The organism is Nocardioides sp. WJ219 (assembly GCF_058559815.1).
This window is the reverse complement of sequence record NZ_JBZUJV010000004.1, coordinates 19,285-38,295: the sequence shown is the minus strand read 5'-3', so window position 1 is coordinate 38,295 and position 19,011 is coordinate 19,285. Positions and strand designations below refer to the sequence as shown.

Below are 19,011 nucleotides of genomic sequence, written 5' to 3'. Positions count from 1 at the left end.
CCCTCCTAGGTTGCCGCCATGAGAACCAACCAGCAGTGGCCGCCACACCAGGCCGGCAGCGCCGCCTGGGGTCAGCCCGCCCCGGGCTACGGGCGACGCCGACGCAACCCGTGGGGACGGCTGCTCGGGGTCCTGCTGACCCTGATGATCCTCGGTGGAGCCGCCCTGTCCGTCGCGGTGTTCGTGATCGACCCCGACGACCTGCCCGGGCTGGACTCCTCCGACTCCGTCGACGCGCTGTCGGCCGACGGGCTCGACGACCTGCGCGGGGACGTCGAGGACCAGACGGGAGGCAGTGAGGTGTTCCGCGCCGTGGTGTACCCGGAGTACGCCTCGGTCGACCTCCCCGTCGACGCCCGCAGCCAGCGTCACGAGACCTTCAACTGGGACGGCGACCTCGACGACTTCGACCTCGGCGGTGACCTCAAGGGCACCTCGACCACGCGCCGGGTCGACCTCACGACGGTCGACTCCACCGTGGTGCTGGAGGCGATCGCCGGGGCCAAGTCGCTCGTCGATGACCCCGAGACCTGGTACGCGATCATCCAGGGACCCCCGACGGCCACCCGGGGCCCCGCGACCATCTCGGCCCACGTGAGCAACGAGTACGGCGAGTCCGCCTACGTCCAGGTCACCCTCAAGGGCAAGGAGGTCGACCGCTCGGTCAGCGGCGGATGACGCTCAGTCGCGGGTGAGCCGTCGGTGCGTGACCCGGTGCGGCCGGGCGGCCTCGATGCCGAGGCGCTCGATCTTGTTGGCCTCGTAGGCCGCGTAGTTGCCCTCGAACCAGTACCAGTGGGCAGGGTCCTCGTCGGTGCCCTCCCACGCGAGGATGTGGGTGACGACGCGGTCGAGGAACCAGCGGTCGTGGGAGGTGACCACGGCGCAGCCCGGGAACTCCAGCAGGGCGTCCTCGAGCGAGCTCAGGGTCTCGACGTCGAGGTCGTTGGTGGGCTCGTCGAGCAGCAGCAGGTTGCCGCCCATCTTGAGGGTCAGCGCCAGGTTGAGGCGGTTGCGCTCGCCGCCGGACAGCACCCCGGCCTTCTTCTGCTGGTCGGGGCCCTTGAAGCCGAACGACGCGACGTAGGCGCGCGAGTTCATCTCGAAGTTGGCGACCTTGATGAAGTCGAGCCCGTCGGAGACGACCTCCCACACGTTCTTGGTGGGGTCGATGCCGCCGCGGCTCTGGTCGACGTAGCTGAGCTTGACGGTCTGACCGACCTTGAGGTCGCCCTTGTCGGGCTCCTCCTGACCGGTGATCATCCGGAACAACGTGGTCTTGCCGACGCCGTTGGGCCCGATGACGCCGACGATGCCGGCGCGCGGGAGCGAGAACGTCAGGTCGTCGATGAGGGTGCGGCCGTCGAAGCCCTTGCCGAGGTGCTCGGCCTCGAGCACGATGTCGCCGAGGCGCGGACCCGCCGGGATGTTGATCTCGGAGGTGTCGATCTTGCGCATCCGGTCGGCCTCGGCCGCCATCTCCTCGTAGCGCGCCAGCCGCGACTTGCTCTTGGTCTGGCGGGCCTTGGCGTTGGAGCGCACCCACTCGAGCTCGCGGTCGAGCATCTTGGCGCGCTTGACGTCCTTCTGGCCCTCGATCTTGAGGCGGTCCTTCTTGGTCTCCAGGTAGGTCGTGTAGTTGCCCTCGTAGGGGTGGGCCGAGCCGCGGTCGAGCTCGAGGATCCACTCGGCGACGTTGTCGAGGAAGTAGCGGTCGTGGGTGATCGCCAGGACGGCGCCCGGGTAGGACTTCAGGTGGCCCTCGAGCCACTGCACCGACTCGGCGTCGAGGTGGTTGGTGGGCTCGTCGAGCAGCAGCAGGCTCGGCTGCTGCAGGAGCAGCTTGCACAGCGCGACGCGGCGGCGCTCACCGCCGGAGAGGTGGTCGACGATCGCGTCGGGCGGGGGGCAGCGCAGCGCGTCCATGGCCTGGTCGAGCCGGCTGTCGAGGTCCCAGACGCTGGCGGCGTCGAGCTCGGACTGCAGGTCGCCGGCCTCGGTCGCGACCTTGTCCTGGTCGGCGTCCGGGTCGCCCATCATCATGTAGAGCTCGTCGAGCCGGGCCATCTTGGTCTTGAGCTCGACCACGGCCTCCTCGACGTTCTCCAGGACCGTCTTGCCCTCGGTCAGCGGCGGCTCCTGCTGGAGCATGCCGACCGTGGCGCCGGGGTCGATGATCGCGTCGCCGTTGTTGGCGTGGTCGAGCCCCGCCATGATCCGCAGCAACGACGACTTGCCGGTGCCGTTGGGTCCGACGACGCCGATCTTGGCGCCGTGGAGGAAGGAGAGCGTGACGTTGTCGAGGACGACCTTGTCACCGTGGGCCTTGCGCACGTTGCGCAGCGTGAAGACATAGTCCGCCATGATCAGCGAGCCTAGCCACGACCCGGGCGCACCGCCCGCCCGGGTCGGGGCGGGTCGCGGCTGCGGCCGCAGGACGCGATCACGCGGCCGCCTCCTCGCGGGTCGCCGCGGCGGGCGCCGGACGCTGGGACCGGGTGAAGACCGAGGTCCCCCAGGTGAGGTCGTGGCCCACGGTCGCGGCGTCGACGGTGATGTCGAGGGTCTCGACCCCCGCCTTGTTGACGTAGGTCCGCATGCCGAGGCGGCCGTGCACGACCACCGCGTCACCGCGACCGAGGGACGCCGCACAGTGCTCGGCCAGGCCGCGCCAGGCGCTGACGGAGTACCACTGGGTCGGCCCGTCGCTCCACTCCCCGCTCTGGCGCTGGAACCGCCGCGGCGTGCACGCCACCCGGAAGTTGGCGACCGCGGCACCGCCGGCCTGCCGCAGGACCACGTCGGTGCCGACCCGACCCTGCAGGGTCACCATCGTCTCGTTGTACATCTGCCCATCTCCTCGTCTCGTGGAGCGCCCACCGTGGGCGCAGCACGAGCCAAGGTGCCGGCTCCGACAGTCCGGCCGCCGCGCTCCGGTGCCTGTGGACGACGGGCGGTGGCGCGGGCGCTGTGGACGACTCCGGGACGTTTCCACAGGTTGCGCCCGGCGGCGGAATCCCCGGCCAGCCGGGGAATCCGACCCTCCCCCTGCACCAACCGGGGGCCACCGCACCTACTGCTTGAGCACCGTCGCCAGGTGGGTGCGCACGGTGGCGTGGGCGGCCAGCTCGGCGGAGACGGGCGCGACCACCAGCTCCTGGGTCACCTCGTGGACGGCGTCGCGCAGCCGGGAGTCGGCGGCCGCCGCCCGGGAGCGGGCGGTGCCGGCGACCAGCGCCCGACAGGCGAGGGCGAGCAGCACCCCGAGCAGGATACCGCCGATGAGCAGCAGCAGCGGGAGGGGCATGCCGGCCACCTGGGGGGCGTGGTCGCGCACGCCGCCACCGACGAGGAGCAGCGCGGTCCACAGGCCGCCCACGAGGGCGGCCACGATGAGCGCCCACTGCAGCACCCGCACCAGCCCGGCCCACACCGGCAGCTTGTCGGCACCGAGGTCGGTGCCGGCGAGGGCGCGGTCGAGGCGGTCGCCGACCTCGGGCAGCCGGGCCGACGCGGCGCGGCGTACGGCGCCGACCCACGACGGTCCGAGGCCGGACGACGCGTCGTCGGCCAGGGCCCGCACCTCGGAGTCGACGCGGGCGCGCTGGACCGGCGTCGTCGCGGGCAGCCGGGGCCGCCGGGCGGTGCCGGACAGCTCGGCGCCGGCCGAGCCGAGGTCGAGCTGGAGCTTCTTGAGCGGGTCGGGCTTGAGGCGCGAGACCCACGAGACGACGGGCCAGGTGGTCGCGCGACCGGCGCGCAGCCGGGTCGACCGCTCGACGGCGTCGACCACGACGGGCACGCCCGAGGCCTCGGCGAGGGCCGACTCGAGCTGGGCGACCCGCGCCGACGACAGCTCGCGCGCCTTGGCGTCGCCACCGCTGGCCTCCTGCAGCGCGCCGGCGGCGGTGCGCAGGTCGGCCTCGAGACGCTGGCGGGTGAGCTTCTTCGCCGTCACCCGCGAGGCGATCTCCTGGCGCAGCTCGTCGATGCCGATGTCCTCGCGGGCGCTGACGGCGAAGACCGGCACCGACGTGAGGCCGTCGAGGTCGAGGAGGCGGCGTACGTCGTCGACCATCGACTGCCGGCGGTCCTCGGGCACGGTGTCGATGTGGTTGAGCACGACGACCATCACGCCGGAGTGGGTGGCCAGGGGTGCGAGGTAGCGGTCGTGGATCGCGGCGTCGGCGTACTTCTGCGGGTCGAGCACCCACACCAGCAGGTCGGCGAGCAGGACGAGCCGGTCGACCTCGAGGTGGTGGCTGACCTCGGTGGAGTCGTGGTCGGGCAGGTCCATCAGCACGACGCCGTCGAGCTCGCGGTCGGCCCTCCCGGCGGCGGTGCGGTCGTTGCTGGTGTCGAGCAGCGAGTCGCGCATCGTCTGGTGGCGCGGCGGGATGCCGAGCCACTCGAGCAGCTCCTCGGCGCCGGCCTTCCCCCACACGCACGCGGTCGCCCAGGACGTGGTGGGCCGGCGTACGCCGGTGGAGGAGAGCTCGAGCCCGGTGAGGGCGTTGAACGTCGAGGACTTGCCCGAGCCCGTCGCCCCGGCGATGGCCACCACGGTGTGATCGGCCGACAGCTTGAGGCGGCTTGCGGCGCGGGCGGCGACGGTCTGGGCGTCGTCGACCACCTCGTCGTCGACCCGGCCACGGGCCGCGGCGGCGGCGGTCTCGAGGGCCTCGATCCGGGCGCCCACCTCGGTGCCGCGGGTGACGAGCTTGCGCGCGCCCTCCAGCAGGGAGCTCATGGGCGCGCCTCGCACGTCGTCCGGTGGGTCGTGGGAAGGACGGGGGACGTCTGGGGGTGGATCACGGGTGGTCTCCAGGGGCGGCGTCGGCCCCGGTGGTCTGGGACGCCTTGAAACGCAGGTCGTCGACACGGCGGGCGGCCTCCCGCAGCCCCTCCGCCGCGGTCGGACGCATCGCGAGCGCGTCGACCCGGGAAAGATAGCGGGCGCGCTCGTCGGCGAAGAGGGTGGTGATCCGCTCCTCGAGCGAGCGCCGCGCCCGCTCGGCCAGCGAGCGCACCGCCTGGTCGCCGAAGACGGCCTCCAACAGCTTCTGCCCGAGCACCGCCGACCCACCTGCGACGCCGGCCTCGGCACCGGTCAGGCCCGCGGTGTGGGCGAAGACGACGATCATCAGTGCCACCGACAGGCCGTTGACGCCGTAGGCCAGGAACCGCGCGGTCGTGCGCTTGTCGGCGCCCTCGACGCGGACCATCTCGAGCACGTCGCCCTGCCACTCGCGGACCATCTGCTCGGTACGCCGTCGCAGGTCGCGCGACGCGCGGCCGAGGTCGGCCGGGGCGCCCTCGAGCAGCCCGACGCCCGCGGGCTGCTGCGACCACGCGGCGTGGGCGCGCTCGGCAGCGGCCTCGGCGTGCTCGAGCACGAGGGTCTCGAGACCGGACTCGACGGCCACGGTGACCCGCTCGGCCTGGTGCGGCTTGCCCTTGATCGCGTTGACGAGCCGGTCGCGGAGGCCGCCGACGCGGGACTCCAGGGAGCGCAGCAGCTCGCCCGTGCCCACGAACTCCTGCCAGCGCGCCAGCACCTCGCCGCGCAGCAGCGTGCCGTCGGCCGTGGCGGCGCTGACGGTCTTGATCGCGTCGTCGTAGGCGCTGTCGACGTCCTTCTTGAGCCGGACGGCGATCTCGGTCTGCTCCACGCACGCGTCGGCGATCGGGTAGGCACGCCGGGCGACGCCGCGGACGGCGCCGTCGAGGGTCTGGCGCACCACGGCCGTGCGGGCGTCGACGTCGTCGGCGAGCGACTCGAGCCAGGCCCGCACCTCGGCGACGTGGTGGGCCGGCAGCATGCCGTCCTCGTCGACCTTGCCCTCGGACACGACGAACAGCGGGGAGTCCTTGAGCCCACGACTGGCGAGCATCCGGGCCAGGTGGGTCGAGACGGTCTGGATGGCCTCGTCGGGCGTGCGGTCGAGGATGATCGCGACCGCCGTCGACCGCTCCGCGGCCTGCTTGAGGAACCCCCACGGCACCTGGTCGGCGTAGCGGGCCGCCGAGGTGACGAACAGCCACAGGTCGGCGGCCGCGAGCAGCTGGGCGGCGAGGAGGCGGTTGCGCTCCTCGACGGAGTCGACGTCGGGCGCGTCGAGGATGGCCAGGCCCGGCGGGATCGCGGACGAGGCGACCAGCTGGATCGCGTCGGGGTCGTCGGTACTGTGCTCCACCCGGACCAGGTCGGGCAGCAGCCGGTCCTGGCCGAACCAGTGGGCGTCGCCGGGGTGGTGCACGAGCACCGGCGACCGGGTGGTCGGTCGGAGCACGCCGGACGTGGTGACCCGCTCCCCCACCAGGGAGTTGACCAGCGTCGACTTGCCGGCGCCGGTGGAGCCGCCGACGACGGCCAGCAGCGGCGCCTCGAGGGTCATCAGGCGCGGGATGACGTAGTCCTCGAGCTGGTCGATCATCGCCGAGCGCGAGGCGCGCAGCTCGTCGGTGCCGGGGAGGTCGAGGGGCAGCTCGGCCTCGACGAGTCCCTGGCGCAGCTGCACGAGCGCGGTGACCATGCGGCCGTCGTCGGCCGTGGCGACCGCCGGCGTGTTGTCGGGGGTGGTCATGAGGTGGGTACCAGCTGTCCGGGGAGGGTGACGTGGGGGCGGGTGCTGCGGATGCGCTCGACGTGGACGGCACCGCGCTGCTGCCAGTCGTCGGGGGGCGTGCCGCGGAGCAGCCGGTGGTGCAGGAAGCCGAGCTCGATGAGCGCCTGCTGGTAGTCGGCCACGGCGCGCGCAGCGGCCCGCCCGCCGCGGCGGCGCGCCTCGACCCGGGCGGTACGCCGGGCGCGGAGGTCGACGACCCAGGGGATGTCGGTGGCGGGGATCAGCCCGCGGCGGGCGGCGTCGTGCAGTGCTGCGGAGAGCATGGTGGCCTCGGACCGGCGGGCCCACAGCGCCAGGGCGAGCAGGGCGCCCAGCGCCGGCAGCATCAGGACGACGTAGACGACGGCGAAGCCGCCGACGCCGAAGATCGTCGACGCGTTCCAGGTCGCGTGGGTCAGCACCGCGACCAGGTACCCACCGACCGGTGCGAGCACGCGGATGGTCCGGATGCGCGAGCCGACCGCGATCCCGATCCCGATGCCGATGAACGCCGTGAAGAGCGGGTGGGCGAACGGGCTGACCACGCAGCGCACGACGAACGTCGTGGTCACGCCGGCGACGCCGCCCGGACCCGTGCTGGTGGTGCCGTCGTAGGCGGCGGAGAGGTAGAGGATGTTCTCGGTGAACGCGAAGCCGATGCCGACCATGCCGGCGTAGACGATGCCGTCGAGGATGCCGTCGAGCTCGTGCCGGCGCCACCACAGCAGGAGCAGCAGGAACAGTCCCTTGGCCGCCTCCTCGGTCACCGGCGCGACGACCGCGAGGGAGACCTCGTCGGTGATGGGCACGAACAGCCCGCCGACGCCGCCGACCACGATCGCGATGGCCGTCGACGCGAACGCGCCCCACAGGAGCGCGTTGACGAGCAGGCCGCGGGGCTCGGGCTCGTAGCGGTCGAGCCAGAGGTACGCCGCCACGAGCGGCACCACCGGCAGGGCCGCCAGGAGGGTGGCGACGAAGGTCACCGCGGGTGCCCCCGACAGCGCCAGGACCGTGAGCATCACCGCGGCGCCGCCGACCACCGCCACGGTCACGACGACCGTGAACGTGAGGCTGTCGAGACGGCGTCCGGGCACGGCGCAACCCTATCGGGAGGGCTCCCTCGAGCCGGGGTCGCCGGACTCCACGGCGTCCCGTCCCGAGCGTAGAGTCGTCGAGGTGAGCGACGAGACCACCCCTGACCCCGCACTCGACCCCACCCTCGACCCGGCGACCGGCCTCCACGTCGAGTCGCACGACCCCGCCGTCCCCGAGGCCTACTCGGAGTTCATGCGCCAGGGCTGGGACGACGCCTCCACGGTCGTGCCGGCGGCGTCGTTCGTCGACCGCACCGCGGCACGGCGCGCCCGGCTGGCGGCGATGTTCCCCGGCGAGCGCCTCGTGCTGCCCGGCGGCGGGTTCAAGGTGCGCTCCTACGACACCGACTACCGGTTCCGGGTCGACACCGCCCACGTCTACTTCAGCGGCAACCAGACCAGCGACGCCGTCCTCGTGATCGACGACGGCGAGGCCGTCCTCTACGCCCGGCCGCGCTCGGGCCGCGACACCGACGAGTTCTTCCGCGACCGCCAGTACGGGCAGCTGTGGGTCGGCAAGCGGCCCTCGCTCGGCGAGCTCTCCGACCGGCTCGGGCTGCCGGTGCGCCACATCGACCGGCTCGGCGACGCGCTCGCCGGCTCGGGCAAGACCCGGGTGCACCGCGGGGTCTCGGCCCAGGTCGACCGGCTGGTCGCGGCCGACGCGTCCCTCGACACCGACTTCGCACGCGTGGTCTCCGAGATGCGCCTGGTCAAGGACGAGTGGGAGATCGACCAGCTGCAGGAGGCCTGCGACATCACCGCCCTCGGCTTCGCCGACTCGGTCGCCGAGTGGGACCGGGTCCTGGAGTTCGGTGAGCGCTGGATCGAGGGCACGTTCTTCCGGCGCGCCCGCGCGATGGGCAACGACATCGGCTACGACTCCATCGTGGGCGGCGGGTCGCACGCCACGACGCTGCACTGGATCGACAACGACGGCCCGATCATCCCCGGCGAGCTCGTGCTGCTCGACATGGGCGTCGAGGGCCGCAACCTCTACACCGCCGACGTCACGCGCACCCTCCCGGTGGACGGCCGCTACACCTCCGTGCAGCGCGACCTCTACGACCTCGTCCTGGCGGCCCAGGACGCCGGCATCGCGGCCTGTCGCCCCGAGCTGGCGTTCGCCGACATCCACGAGGCGTCGATGACGGTGCTCGCCCACGGGCTCGAGGCGATGGGGCTGCTGCCGGTCCCGGCCGCCGAGGCCCTCGACCCGGACTCCCGGGTCTACAGCCGCTGGACGCTGCACGGCACCAGCCACATGCTCGGCCTCGACGTCCACGACTGCGGCCAGGCGGCGCCGGAGGCCTACAAGCAGGCCACCCTCGAGGCCGGCATGGTGCTCACCGTCGAGCCCGGCCTGTACTTCCAGGAGGACGACCTGCTCGTCCCCGAGGAGCTGCGCGGCACCGGCATCCGGATCGAGGACGACGTCCTGCTCACCACCGACGGCCACCGCAACCTCTCGGCCTCGCTGCCGCGCACGGCCGACGACGTCGAGGCGTGGATGGCCCAGCACCGCCGCTGAGGCTCGCCCTCGGTCGTCGAAACGCCCTGCCCGGGCCGGCCCCGGCCACTAGTCTGCGGCCGTGACCTCCCCCGCGCGCACCGCCCTGCTCCGCCGTCGTACGACGGCCGCCGCCACCGCCCTGCTGCTCGGCCTCACCCTGGCCGCCTGCGGCGGTGACTCCGACGAGCCCGACGAGCGCGGCGACGAGTCCCCGAGCTCGCAGGCGGCCGAGCCCGAGGAGCCCACGAGCGAGGAGACCGAGGACACCGAGCCGACCGAGGAGACCGAGGCCCCGGCCGACGTGCCGAGCGACGAGGAGCTCGCCTCGGCGCTGCTGACCGTCGACGACCTGCCCGAGGGCTTCGCGGTCAAGCCCGAGGAGCCGGAGACCGACGACGAGGAGACCGACGTCTTCGAGGGCACCTGCCTGGCCGACGTCGGTGAGTTCAGCGACGCCCTCGGGTTCGAGCCGGACTCCGAGGCGGAGGTCGAGTACGTCGCGGAGAGCCAGACCGGCCAGTCCTCCGTCGACTCCAAGGTCCAGGCCTACGCCGACCCCGCCACCGTCGCCCCCGCGTTCGCGGACTTCACCGACTCGCTGCAGTCGTGCACGAACATCTCGACCACCGACGCCGACGGCGTCACCTACGACCTCGACATCGCCTACGACGACACCGTCGAGGTCCCCGGCGCCGACGACCAGCTCCGCATCGAGATGAGCGGCACGATCGCCGTCGGCGGGCAGGTCGTCGACTTCATCTACGAGTTCGTCGTCGCCCTCGCCGGCCCCTACATCTCGATCGTCGGAGCCTCCTCGCTCGGCGACGCCCTCCTGGCCCCCCTCGACCTGCTCGCCCCCGCCCAGGCCGAGCGGGTGGCGGCGCTCGGCTGAGCGGACTGTCTGTCCTGGAGTCTCCGCCTCCGTGGCTCAGCTGGATGGAGCAGCGGCCTTCGACGGAGCCTCGTCGGAGTCAGCCCGGAACGTCGCGGAAGTCGTCGGCACGGAGCACCCCGACCACCTGCTGGTTGCGACTCGGCTCCACCCGGAGGGTCACCGACTGACCATGGTCCTCAGGCCGCAGGTAGTAGCAGGCGTCCGTGTCGGGGCAGTACACGCACAGCAGGTCGACCTCTGACTTGTCGGTGGGCTTCAGGTGGGTGCCCTGTCGGTCGGCCCAGACCGACCTGAAGTGGATCGTGAGGGCACCTCGGTACGTCGACCGGTACTTGACCTGCACACGCCAGAAGCGGCCGCTGCGATAGGCCACGAGGTCGAACGGGGCATGCTCCGTGGCGGGGAACAGCACGGAGTACCCCTTGCCGACCAGGTCCGCGTGCGTCTTGGCCACCCCGAGGTCGCCCTTGTCCTTGGTGTGGTGGGGCGCCATTCCCGGAGGTTAGTCGAGCACCCGTCTCACTTCCGGCAGCGTCGCTCAGTATTCTGGCGCCGCCCCGCCTCCGTAGCTCAGCTGGATAGAGCAGGTCACTTCTAATGTCCTGGTCGCAGGTTCGAGTCCTGCCGGGGGCGCCCACCCGTCGTCGACCCGCCGCGGCGAGCCTCCACCGCGGCCGACGTCGGTCGCGGTACGACTGGGGTGGCCCCGCGGAGTATGAGCCCGCGGGGCCGACGTCTGCCCGGACCCGCTCGGTCAGCCGCGGGCCAGGTGGTCGGCGATCTCGTCGTACAGGCGGGTCTTGGTGTCGTCGTCGGCGAACGACGCCGCCACGCCCGCCCGGGCCAGGTCGGCGAGCCCGTGCTGGTCGAGGCCGAGCAGGTCGGCGGCGACCTCGTACTCGCGGTTGAGGCTGGTCCCGAACATCGGCGGGTCGTCGGAGTTGATGGTGACCACCACCCCGGCCTCCACGAACCGGCGCAGCGGGTGCTCCTCGAGCGAGACGACGGCCCGGGTGGCGATGTTGGACGACGGGCAGACCTCCAGCGGGATCGCTCGGTCGGCCAGGTGGGCCAGGAGGTCGGGATCGGCGGCCGCCGACGTGCCGTGGCCGATGCGCTCGGCGCCGAGGAGGCGCAGGGCGTCCCAGACCGTCTCGGGACCGGTGGTCTCGCCGGCGTGCGGCACCGAGTGCAGGCCGGCCGCGCGGGCGGCGTCGAAGTGCGGCTGGAACTGCGCTCGCGGCACGCCGATCTCGGGACCGCCGAGCCCGAAGCCGACCAGCGCGTCGACGCGGTGCTCGAGGGCGTAGGACAGGGTCGCGTCGGCGGCCGGGACGCCCGACTCGCCGGGGATGTCGTAGATCCAGCGCAGCACCAGGCCGAAGTCGCGCTCGGCCGCGACCCGGGCGTCCTCGATCGCGGCGGTGTAGCCCTCGATCGGGATCCCCCGCGCCACCGAGGTGTACGGCGTGCAGGTCAGCTCGGCGTACCGCACCGACTGCGTGGTGGCGAGCTCGCGGGCCACCTCGTAGGTCAGGTAGCGCACGTCGTCGGCGGTGCGGACCAGGTCGGCGACGGCGAGGTAGACCTCGATGAAGTGAGCGAAGTCGCGGAACTCGTAGAACGCGCGCAGCGCCTCGGGCTCGGACGGCACGGTGCCGGGGTGGCGCTCGGCCAGCTCGCCGACGATGCGCATCGACGCCGACCCGACGTGGTGGACGTGGAGCTCTGCCTTGGGGAGCCCGGCGATGAAGGTGCCGAGGGGATGAGGAGCGGTCACGCTCGGATGCTGCCAGCGCCCGCCGCGCCGGTGCTACTCCTCGATCGCCTCGAACAGCTCCTCGGCGCTGCCGTTGAAGACCTCGCCGTCCAGGACGATGGTCGGGGTGCCGGAGACGCCGGCGTCGCGCGCCTCGTCGGTGGCGCCGCTGGAGAAGTCGTTCTCGCCCTCCTCGATCCCGGGACGTACGGCGTCCTCGTCGGCGCCGGCCTCGACGGCCTTGTCGACCAGCCACTCGGCGTCGGGATAGGACGCCGCGCCCTCCTCGGGCTGCTCGGCGAACAGCAGGTCGTGGAACTCCTTGGCGACCTCGTCACCGGACTCCGCCAGCACCACACCGAACGCCGCGGCGCTGCGGGCGGAGTAGTCGCCGAACTGCGAGAGCAGCTCGAAGGGCCGGTAGTCGACCAGGACCTGCCCCTCCTCGGCCAGCGCCGCGAGGCGCTCGTTGCTGTCGGCCTCGAACGTGCCGCAGGCCGGGCACAGGAAGTCCTCGTAGATGACGAGCTCGTGCGGGGCGTCGTCGGCACCGATCGTGACGCCGTACTCGCTCTCGCCGGCGGCCGTCGCGTCGACGTCGTTGCCGCGGCTGACGAGGTAGACCGTGGCGGCCACGATCACGAGGACCACCGCGACCACACCGCCGACCATCAGGTTGCGCCGGCGCTCCTGCGCCTTGGCCTGACGCTTGAGCTCCTCGAGCCGGGCCGCGCGCTCGGCGGCCCTCGCATCGGTCTTCGACTTGCCAGCCATCGGGTCTAGACACCTTCCAGGTCGTTGCGCCGGGCGACGTCGTCCACGTCGCCCAGGTCGTCATCATCGTCGTCGTCCAGCAGTGGCGCCGGTCGGCGCCGGAAGAGCACGTTGTCGAGGGCCAGCCGGCCGGGCCCTGCCCAGACCACCCACAACGACGCGGCGAGCAGCGCCACGTCGCGGGCGATGTCGATCGGGTACGACGACGACGCGTCGGGGTCGTAGCCGCCGCCGCCGAAGCAGCCGCAGTCGATCTCCATGCCGCGGGCCCACACCGAGGCGATCCCGATCACGAACCCGACGAACAGCACCGCCGAGATCACCGCTGCTCCGCGGGTCATCACCCCGAGGACCAGCGCGAGGCCCACGACCACCTCGACCGCCGGCAGGGCGTATCCGATCGTCTCCTCGAGCGAGGTCGGCAACAGCTCGTAGGCCTGGACCGCGCGGACGCTGGCCAACGGGTCGCCGAGCTTGGCGGCGCCGGCCCAGATCCACACGCCACCGACCACCAGCCGCGCGAGCAGCGAGATCCACTGCCGCACCGGCCGGCTCGGCACGACGCCCCTCGTACGGTCCACGCGAGCAACCTAGCCCGCGGGGCTGAACCCATCCTGAGGGTGCGGCACCGTAGGGTGGCGCACCGTGAGTGCCGCCAACGAACGCCTGGTCTGGATCGACTGCGAGATGACCGGTCTCGACCTCGGCGCCGACGCGCTCGTCGAGGTCGCCGCCCTGGTCACCGACTTCGACCTCAACGTCCTCGGTGACGGGGTCGACATCATCATCCGGCCCCCGGACGAGGCCCTGGAGCAGATGGTTCCCTTCGTGCGCACCATGCACGAGACCTCGGGCCTGCTCGACGAGCTCGCTGCCGGCGTACCCCTCGCCGAGGCGGAGGCCGCGGTGATGACCTACCTGCGCGAGCACTGCGCCCCCGACAGCCGGCCCCCGCTGGCCGGCAACACCGTCGCCACCGACCGCTCCTTCCTGGCCCGCGACATGCCCGACCTCGACGGGTTCCTGCACTACCGGATCGTCGACGTCTCCTCGATCAAGGAGCTGTCGCGGCGCTGGTTCCCGCGGGCCTACTTCGCGGCGCCGACCAAGCGGGGCAACCACCGCGCGCTGGCCGACATCCAGGAGAGCATCGAGGAGCTGCGCTACTACCGCGACACCGTCTTCGTGCCGGCCCCCGGACCCGACACCGCCACCGCCCGGGTGGCGGCCGAGAAGCACGGCGGCGCGCTCACCGGACTGGGGCCGACGGCTGCTCCGGACACTGCCCCGATCCCGGTTCCGGACGCCGAGGGGCAATCCGATTCTGAACCCGGGGCCTGATCCGTCTACACTTCATCCCGGTCCTGCGCGGTGGCCTCGCCGCTGACGCCGGGTCCATGGTGGGTATAGCTCAGCTGGTAGAGCGCCGCCTTGTGGTGGCGGATGTCGCGGGTTCAAGTCCCGTTACTCACCCTGATGGAGAAGGCCCCTGACCTGCGGAAACGCAGGGCAGGGGCCTTCGTCCTTCGCTGTGTCAACAGCACGTCAACGGAACCCACCGTGGCCCGTGGCGAACATCAGGAAGCGGGTGTCGAGCGCCGGCGCGACGACGTACGCCGTGCTGTTCCGGGTCAGCGACAAGCAGCGATCGAAGACCTTCGACCCCGCTCCGAAGCCCCACAAGCCGGACAAGTTCGCCGCCCACTTCAAGGGCGCTCGTCGAGATCCTCGGAGCCGACAAGGCGTTGGCGACGTTGGCCGCTGCCGAGGACTCCGGCCTCACCGTCGATCAGCTCGCTGAACGGTTCTTCGACTGGAAGGCTGGTGACGTCACCCCACGCACGCTCGCCGACTACCGCCGCGACTACGCCAACTGGATCCGTCCGGCGCTCGGCTCGCGTCTCGCCGACAGCATCGACGAGCTCGACGTGCAACGGCTCGTCGACGGCATGCGCAAGCGGCTCGAGCCAAAGTCGGTCGCCGACCGCCACATGCTGCTGTTCTCGATGTTCAAGTTCGGCTCCGCCAAGACCCGGCGCCTGGTCGACCACAACCCCTGCCTCGAGACCCAGCTGCCCAAGCGGACGAAGAAGCCCGCGAAGGGCGCCACCCTTGCCGAGTACCACGCGATCATCACCGCCGCCCGCGCCGTCGACCCCGACGCCGCCGACTTGGTCGAGTTCCTCGCCGTTACCGGTTGGCGCTGGTCGGAGGCGGCCGCGCTGCGCGTCGGCAACGTCGAGCAGTACGACGAGGACGGCGTCACCCACACCTCCGCCGTGATGACGGCCGTCTTCCGCAAGGACGCCCAGCAGCGGCAGATCTTGACCGACGACGCCGCGAAGTCCGACGCCGACTTCCGTCGCTCCCGCCTCTCACCCCGGGTCGCATTCATGGTCGAGCGCCGATGCGTTGGCCGCGCTCCGCACGAGCTCGTCTTCACCAACAACGCCGGTCGGAAGTGGTACCAGCAGAACTTCCTCAGCCGCACCTGGACCGCCATCCTTGAGCGCGCCGAGATCGAGCGCCGGATCACCCCTCACGCGCTGCGGCACAGCCACGTGGCCATGCTGGACCGCGCCAAGGTGTCGATGCCCGAGATCCAACGTCGCATCGGGCGCGAGAACATCACCACGACCATCGGCACGTACGGCGGCATGATCGACCAGATCAGCGACGAGGCCCTTGGTGCCATCGACCGAATGCTCGAGCCGCCATCACCGGGTGGGAGAATTGTGGCCGGCGAAGTGGTCGAAGCACCTGAGGTCTCCCGACTTCTTAACCAGCGCTGGACACGATCCGCAACCCGGCGTTGCTGACGCTCAAGAACGAGCGAGCCGCTAGGCTTTCAGGACCATGACCGCAGAACAAGGCGTGACCGTCGGCGCCGCAGGTCGGCGCGAGTACGCAAGACCGCCAATTATCGAAGCGTTGTGCCAGTTCAGTTTCGCCTCCCCCATCCCATGGGGCCCGATCCTTCCAGGGATGCTCTTCGAGAGAATCCGTAGCAGTTACCCTGCAGAACCCGAGGTGCAACAGCAGGTCCAGGCAAACGTGCAATTCCCGAACGACGCCGCCGGCGAAGCGCAGCTCAGCGTAGGTCAGGGCGAGCAACGGATGATCTATCGAAACGACGACCTGAACCGCCTGGCGGTGATCAGTCCATCCTCAGTCAGCGCAAACTCGCTGGCGCCGTATGAGGGCTGGCCCAGCCTCCTCCATCGCTTCCAGGAGATCATCAGGCGAACCGGTGATCTGCTCAAGGGAGCCGCCGTGGCTGGCGTGTCCGTCCGTTACATCAATCGCATATTCATTCCGTTGTCGGGCACCGAGCCGTTCAACGCCTACTTCAACATCCCCTATCGCCCCGTCGGCGGCAGCCATGGCGTTACGGACAGTTTGTTGCAGCGGGTGGAGTCTACCCTTCCCGATGGCGTCACCAAGGGCATCCTGACAATGTCCAGCGTCGAGCCGCTTAAGGACGAGGTAGAGGGTCAAGCGTTCGTACTTGATATCGAGTTCACTCGACGGTTCGCGTTGCCGAGTAGTTTCGCGGATGCGATGCTCGTTGCAGAGGAATTGAAGGTTCTGGAAAACGCAGAGTTCGAGGCGTGCATTACGGACCGCACGAGGGAGTTATTCCAATGAAGGTTGCGGACGTCACGCCAAAGAAGGTCGTCAATTACGGAGTGACCGTGGTGGCCGTGCCGCTTGGCCTCGCTGCACCCGTCTACGCGCCTACCCACGAAGCGGCAGCGCCGAGGTCGACTGCGCGCTCTAGCGCCATGAGCGACGCGGCTCAAACCGTGGAGAATCACTGGATGCGACTCCAGCAGATGGTGGGTGAAGTTGTCGCAAGGAGCACTGTTCGTAGGTTCGTGGACGCGAACGGATGGTACGAGACGCCTAGTTCGGCCATTTATCCAGAACCCGACTTAATTGAGGTTCTCGAAGTGAAAGTGGTGGAGAACTCCACCGCCGACACGTTCGGATTCACAGATACCGATTTCGATGTCTGGATCGAGTAATAAGGACGACGAGTTCGCCGAACTCTCGGCCGAGTGGTACGGCCAGATCGACGGAGATCTCGAACAAGGCGACGTCCTGTTCGGCTTCCCGCTGCCCGCCATCACCTACGATCTGAGCTCCGCCGAACTTGGCTTAGAGCGAGCGAGCCGTGACGTCATCGTCGTTACTCAGACTTGTGACATCCCGAAGCCAGCACAAACTGACCTTCTACTAGCAGTTGTGTTCTCCTACTCCGACCTTAGTAAGAGAAACGACGCATTCGCGTCCTCGGCGTTTCGCGATTCACTAAGCCGAGGAACGGCGATATCGGAGTTCGCGCTGCCGCCGAAGCCGGAACAGGCGGACTTCCTCGTGGCGAGCTTTCGCAAGCTGCATGTTGTCCCGAAGGTGTACGTGCAACAGGCGATGGGGATTGGGGGCGTCCGTCTCCTCAGCCCGTACAAGGAATACTTCGCGCAGGCCTACGCTCGCTTCACCATGCGCGTCGGACTGCCCCTCCCTCTTCCGAAGATCCGGTAGATAAGAAGGCGCGCTCTCACCCGCTGTGATCGGAGCCGAGGAGGTCATCGTCGAGGTCGAGTCGGTGGCCCCGCTGCTGCCACCACACGCGCCAGGCGTCGATCAGCCGGGGCGTCATGCCGAGCGCAAGCGCCAGCGCGGCCGGGTGGTGGCCCATGGCGCGCTCGGCCGCTCGGTAGGTCGGCCGGCGTGTTGAGCAGCGCGGCACCGTACTGCCATGCCCGGCGCTCGTTGGCCGGGAGAGAGCGAGCAGGCGGCCGAGATGAGGTAGCGCATGTGCAGGAGGCTAGGGCCGATGCCTGCGGTCGTCGGCGAAAACAACCTCAGTGCGACGTTGACGTGTCAACGAAGAATTGGTGTGGTCTCGACCGAACCGATCCTGTTTCGTGTCAACCGTGCCGAACCGTAGGTACCCCGGGGGCGGGTGATCGCGTTCAAGTCCCGTTACTCACCCCGATGAAGAAGGCCCCTGACCTGCAGAGACGCAGGGCAGGGGCCTTCTTCGTCGCGCCCCGTCGCCACGGCATCGCCACACCGGACCCTCGGTGGCCCCGCGACGAGGATCCCGAGGCTGCACCTGGCGGGACCTCCCACAAACCGGAGGCGTGCGCGTCGAGGTCCGGTCTACGGTGAGCTCGTGGCCCAGCCGATCGCGCTCTGGACCGAAGGGGCGTGAGGTCACCATGACCGTCCACGCATTCACCCTGTTCACCGAGGAGCAGCTCAGGACTGCGGTCCAGGACAGGCTCATCAACGTCCGCGAGGACGGCGCAGGTCTGCGCATCCTCAACTACTCCGAGGCCGCCCTGTACACCCCGGGCGCGTGGGACAACCCCGCCGTCCGCCAGTGCCGCGGACTCGTCGTCGATGCCAACTGGACGATCCGCGCCCGACCGTGGGCCAAGTTCTTCAACCACGGCCAGGCCGAGGCGGGCGAGCTCGACATGGACGCGCCGGTCGAGGTGACGGACAAGATGGACGGCTCACTGGGGATCATCCACCTGGCCGCCGACGGGTCGGCCCAGGTGGCGTCCCGCGGGTCCTTCGACTCCGACCAGGCCATCCACGCGACCCACGTCCTGCGCGAGCGCTACCCGTACCTGCACGACCTCGAGGACGTCACGCCGCTGGTCGAGATCATCTACCCCGCCAACCGGCTCGTCGTCGACTACGGCGACAACGACGACCTCGTGCTCCTGGGCGGCGTGGACATCGACTCGGGTGACTACCTTTCCCCGCTGACCACCGCACGCGTCGTCGGGTGGGGCGGCCCGCTGACCGAGGTGTTCGAGTACGGCACTCTGGCGGCGGCGCTCGCTGCCGGTCCCCGGCCGGGCATGGAGGGGTTGTGTGTGCGGTGGGTCGACCGGCCGCACATCGTGAAGATCAAGCAGGAGGAGTACGTCCGCCTCCACCGGATCGTCACGGGCCTGTCCGAGCGGTCCGTGTGGGAGCACATGCGCTCCGAGGCCCCGATCAAGGCCCTACTCGACGGCATTCCCGACGAGCTCCACGGATGGGTTCGTGAGGTCTGGGAGCGCCTGAGCGCGGACGTCGACCACTGGGTGCAGTCGGTCGACACGGCCCACGCAGCGATCGTGGCCGAGCTGGCTGCTGGTTGGAGCCGGAAGGACTACGCACTCCGGGCCCTCGCCTACGCCGACCTCAAGCCGTACCTCTTCCAGATCCTCGACGGTCGCGACCCGCGCCCGGCGATCCTGCGCAGCCTCAAGCCGGCGGGCGACACTCGGTTCCGACCGGTGTCCGAGGCGGTCGCCTGACGCACGCTCGACCCGGCTGGCGGGCTCCGGCTGACC

At 70.6% G+C, this 19,011-nt stretch carries 19 protein-coding genes and 2 tRNA genes; 11 read left to right on the top strand and 10 right to left on the bottom strand.

Going from position 1 to position 19,011, the window contains the following annotated elements; translation table 11 throughout:
- The first annotated feature begins 18 nt into the window (after positions 1–18).
- Positions 19–678 (top strand): hypothetical protein, encoded by a 660-nt coding sequence (locus tag AC4MBH_RS11055; protein ID WP_491794919.1) that lies wholly within the window; start codon positions 19–21, stop codon positions 676–678.
- A gap of 3 nt (positions 679–681) precedes the next feature.
- Here the strand turns inward: AC4MBH_RS11055 and ettA are convergent, their stop codons facing one another.
- The 5 genes from ettA to AC4MBH_RS11030 all read right to left on the bottom strand — a co-directional run bounded on the left by ettA (position 682) and on the right by AC4MBH_RS11030 (position 7,705).
- Entirely contained in the window at positions 682–2,364 is a 1,683-nt protein-coding gene (gene ettA / locus AC4MBH_RS11050; RefSeq protein ID WP_491794918.1) for an energy-dependent translational throttle protein EttA, read from the bottom strand.
- A gap of 79 nt (positions 2,365–2,443) precedes the next feature.
- Positions 2,444–2,848 (bottom strand): single-stranded DNA-binding protein, encoded by a 405-nt coding sequence (gene ssb, locus AC4MBH_RS11045; RefSeq protein ID WP_491794917.1) that lies wholly within the window; start codon positions 2,846–2,848, stop codon positions 2,444–2,446.
- A 225-nt stretch (positions 2,849–3,073) separates the two neighbouring features.
- Positions 3,074–4,750, bottom strand: a complete 1,677-nt coding sequence (locus AC4MBH_RS11040) for a GTPase (RefSeq protein ID WP_491794916.1) — start codon at positions 4,748–4,750, stop codon at positions 3,074–3,076.
- Positions 4,751–4,811: 61 nt separating this feature from the next.
- Positions 4,812–6,587 carry a dynamin family protein gene (locus AC4MBH_RS11035; RefSeq protein WP_491794915.1) on the bottom strand — a complete coding sequence of 592 codons (1,776 nt, stop codon included), beginning with the start codon at positions 6,585–6,587 and terminating at the stop codon, positions 4,812–4,814.
- Positions 6,584–7,705: a PrsW family intramembrane metalloprotease gene (locus tag AC4MBH_RS11030; protein ID WP_491794914.1), complete on the bottom strand. Its 1,122-nt coding sequence runs from the start codon at positions 7,703–7,705 to the stop codon at positions 6,584–6,586. Before AC4MBH_RS11030 ends, AC4MBH_RS11035 begins: the two co-directional genes overlap by 4 nt.
- 82 nt (positions 7,706–7,787) lie before the next feature.
- On the opposite strand from AC4MBH_RS11030, the gene AC4MBH_RS11025 reads away from it, so the two are divergent.
- Together AC4MBH_RS11025 and AC4MBH_RS11020 are read left to right on the top strand one after the other, a co-directional pair.
- Positions 7,788–9,236, top strand: a complete 1,449-nt coding sequence (locus AC4MBH_RS11025; RefSeq protein WP_491794913.1) for an aminopeptidase P family protein — start codon at positions 7,788–7,790, stop codon at positions 9,234–9,236.
- 61 nt (positions 9,237–9,297) lie between these two features.
- On the top strand, positions 9,298–10,110 hold the full coding sequence (locus AC4MBH_RS11020; protein ID WP_491794912.1) for a hypothetical protein: 813 nt from the start codon (positions 9,298–9,300) through the stop codon (positions 10,108–10,110).
- 79 nt (positions 10,111–10,189) lie between these two features.
- Here the strand turns inward: AC4MBH_RS11020 and AC4MBH_RS11015 are convergent, their stop codons facing one another.
- Positions 10,190–10,606: a group I intron-associated PD-(D/E)XK endonuclease gene (locus AC4MBH_RS11015; RefSeq protein ID WP_491794911.1), complete on the bottom strand. Its 417-nt coding sequence runs from the start codon at positions 10,604–10,606 to the stop codon at positions 10,190–10,192.
- A gap of 66 nt (positions 10,607–10,672) precedes the next feature.
- Here AC4MBH_RS11015 and AC4MBH_RS11010 point away from each other — a divergent pair.
- Positions 10,673–10,746, top strand: a tRNA-Arg gene (locus tag AC4MBH_RS11010).
- A 121-nt stretch (positions 10,747–10,867) separates the two neighbouring features.
- Here the strand turns inward: AC4MBH_RS11010 and AC4MBH_RS11005 are convergent.
- From AC4MBH_RS11005 to AC4MBH_RS10995, 3 genes are read right to left on the bottom strand one after another with little or no spacing between them, the layout of a single operon-like run.
- Positions 10,868–11,893, bottom strand: a complete 1,026-nt coding sequence (locus AC4MBH_RS11005; protein ID WP_491794910.1) for an adenosine deaminase — start codon at positions 11,891–11,893, stop codon at positions 10,868–10,870.
- 33 nt (positions 11,894–11,926) lie between these two features.
- Positions 11,927–12,646 (bottom strand): DsbA family protein, encoded by a 720-nt coding sequence (locus AC4MBH_RS11000; RefSeq protein ID WP_491794909.1) that lies wholly within the window; start codon positions 12,644–12,646, stop codon positions 11,927–11,929.
- A gap of 5 nt (positions 12,647–12,651) precedes the next feature.
- A complete protein-coding gene (locus tag AC4MBH_RS10995) occupies positions 12,652–13,227 on the bottom strand; it encodes a DoxX family protein (protein ID WP_491794908.1) in 576 nt (191 codons plus the stop codon).
- Positions 13,228–13,291: 64 nt separating this feature from the next.
- On the opposite strand from AC4MBH_RS10995, the gene orn reads away from it, so the two are divergent.
- From orn to AC4MBH_RS10965, 6 genes are all read left to right on the top strand, one after another.
- Positions 13,292–13,987 (top strand): oligoribonuclease, encoded by a 696-nt coding sequence (gene orn, locus AC4MBH_RS10990; protein WP_491794907.1) that lies wholly within the window; start codon positions 13,292–13,294, stop codon positions 13,985–13,987.
- Between the two features lie 59 nt (positions 13,988–14,046).
- Positions 14,047–14,119 (top strand) — tRNA-His (locus tag AC4MBH_RS10985).
- Between the two features lie 281 nt (positions 14,120–14,400).
- Positions 14,401–15,465 carry a tyrosine-type recombinase/integrase gene (locus AC4MBH_RS10980; protein WP_491794906.1) on the top strand — a complete coding sequence of 355 codons (1,065 nt, stop codon included), beginning with the start codon at positions 14,401–14,403 and terminating at the stop codon, positions 15,463–15,465.
- 37 nt (positions 15,466–15,502) lie between these two features.
- Positions 15,503–16,294 (top strand): TIGR04255 family protein, encoded by a 792-nt coding sequence (locus AC4MBH_RS10975; protein WP_491794905.1) that lies wholly within the window; start codon positions 15,503–15,505, stop codon positions 16,292–16,294.
- The gene (locus AC4MBH_RS10970; protein ID WP_491794904.1) at positions 16,291–16,674 is read left to right on the top strand and encodes a hypothetical protein; all 384 of its coding nucleotides are present in this window, start codon (positions 16,291–16,293) and stop codon (positions 16,672–16,674) included. The genes AC4MBH_RS10975 and AC4MBH_RS10970 overlap by 4 nt, the downstream gene beginning before the upstream one ends.
- The gene (locus AC4MBH_RS10965) at positions 16,658–17,194 is read left to right on the top strand and encodes a hypothetical protein (protein WP_491794903.1); all 537 of its coding nucleotides are present in this window, start codon (positions 16,658–16,660) and stop codon (positions 17,192–17,194) included. Before AC4MBH_RS10970 ends, AC4MBH_RS10965 begins: the two co-directional genes overlap by 17 nt.
- 16 nt (positions 17,195–17,210) lie before the next feature.
- Here AC4MBH_RS10965 and AC4MBH_RS10960 read toward each other — a convergent pair whose 3' ends face one another.
- Entirely contained in the window at positions 17,211–17,351 is a 141-nt protein-coding gene (locus AC4MBH_RS10960; protein WP_491794902.1) for a hypothetical protein, read from the bottom strand.
- A gap of 526 nt (positions 17,352–17,877) precedes the next feature.
- Between AC4MBH_RS10960 and AC4MBH_RS10955 the strand changes: the two genes are divergently transcribed.
- A complete protein-coding gene (locus AC4MBH_RS10955) occupies positions 17,878–18,975 on the top strand; it encodes an RNA ligase (RefSeq protein ID WP_491794901.1) in 1,098 nt (365 codons plus the stop codon).
- The last annotated feature ends 36 nt before the right edge of the window (positions 18,976–19,011 follow it).

What these genes read in the sequence shown, in the direction of transcription:
- AC4MBH_RS11035 (WP_491794915.1), bottom strand. Translation starts at nt 6,587, where the DNA reads ATGACCACCCCCGACAACACGCCGGCGGTCGCCACGGCCGACGACGGC.
- AC4MBH_RS10955 (WP_491794901.1), top strand. Translation starts at nt 17,878, where the DNA reads ATGACCGTCCACGCATTCACCCTGTTCACCGAGGAGCAGCTCAGGACT.
- AC4MBH_RS10960 (WP_491794902.1), bottom strand. Translation starts at nt 17,351, where the DNA reads ATGGGCCACCACCCGGCCGCGCTGGCGCTTGCGCTCGGCATGACGCCC.
- ettA (WP_491794918.1), bottom strand. Translation starts at nt 2,364, where the DNA reads ATGGCGGACTATGTCTTCACGCTGCGCAACGTGCGCAAGGCCCACGGT.
- AC4MBH_RS11055 (WP_491794919.1), top strand. Translation starts at nt 19, where the DNA reads ATGAGAACCAACCAGCAGTGGCCGCCACACCAGGCCGGCAGCGCCGCC.
- ssb (WP_491794917.1), bottom strand. Translation starts at nt 2,848, where the DNA reads ATGTACAACGAGACGATGGTGACCCTGCAGGGTCGGGTCGGCACCGAC.
- AC4MBH_RS10965 (WP_491794903.1), top strand. Translation starts at nt 16,658, where the DNA reads ATGTCTGGATCGAGTAATAAGGACGACGAGTTCGCCGAACTCTCGGCC.
- AC4MBH_RS11000 (WP_491794909.1), bottom strand. Translation starts at nt 12,646, where the DNA reads ATGGCTGGCAAGTCGAAGACCGATGCGAGGGCCGCCGAGCGCGCGGCC.
- AC4MBH_RS10970 (WP_491794904.1), top strand. Translation starts at nt 16,291, where the DNA reads ATGAAGGTTGCGGACGTCACGCCAAAGAAGGTCGTCAATTACGGAGTG.
- AC4MBH_RS11015 (WP_491794911.1), bottom strand. Translation starts at nt 10,606, where the DNA reads ATGGCGCCCCACCACACCAAGGACAAGGGCGACCTCGGGGTGGCCAAG.
- AC4MBH_RS11040 (WP_491794916.1), bottom strand. Translation starts at nt 4,750, where the DNA reads ATGAGCTCCCTGCTGGAGGGCGCGCGCAAGCTCGTCACCCGCGGCACC.
- AC4MBH_RS10975 (WP_491794905.1), top strand. Translation starts at nt 15,503, where the DNA reads ATGACCGCAGAACAAGGCGTGACCGTCGGCGCCGCAGGTCGGCGCGAG.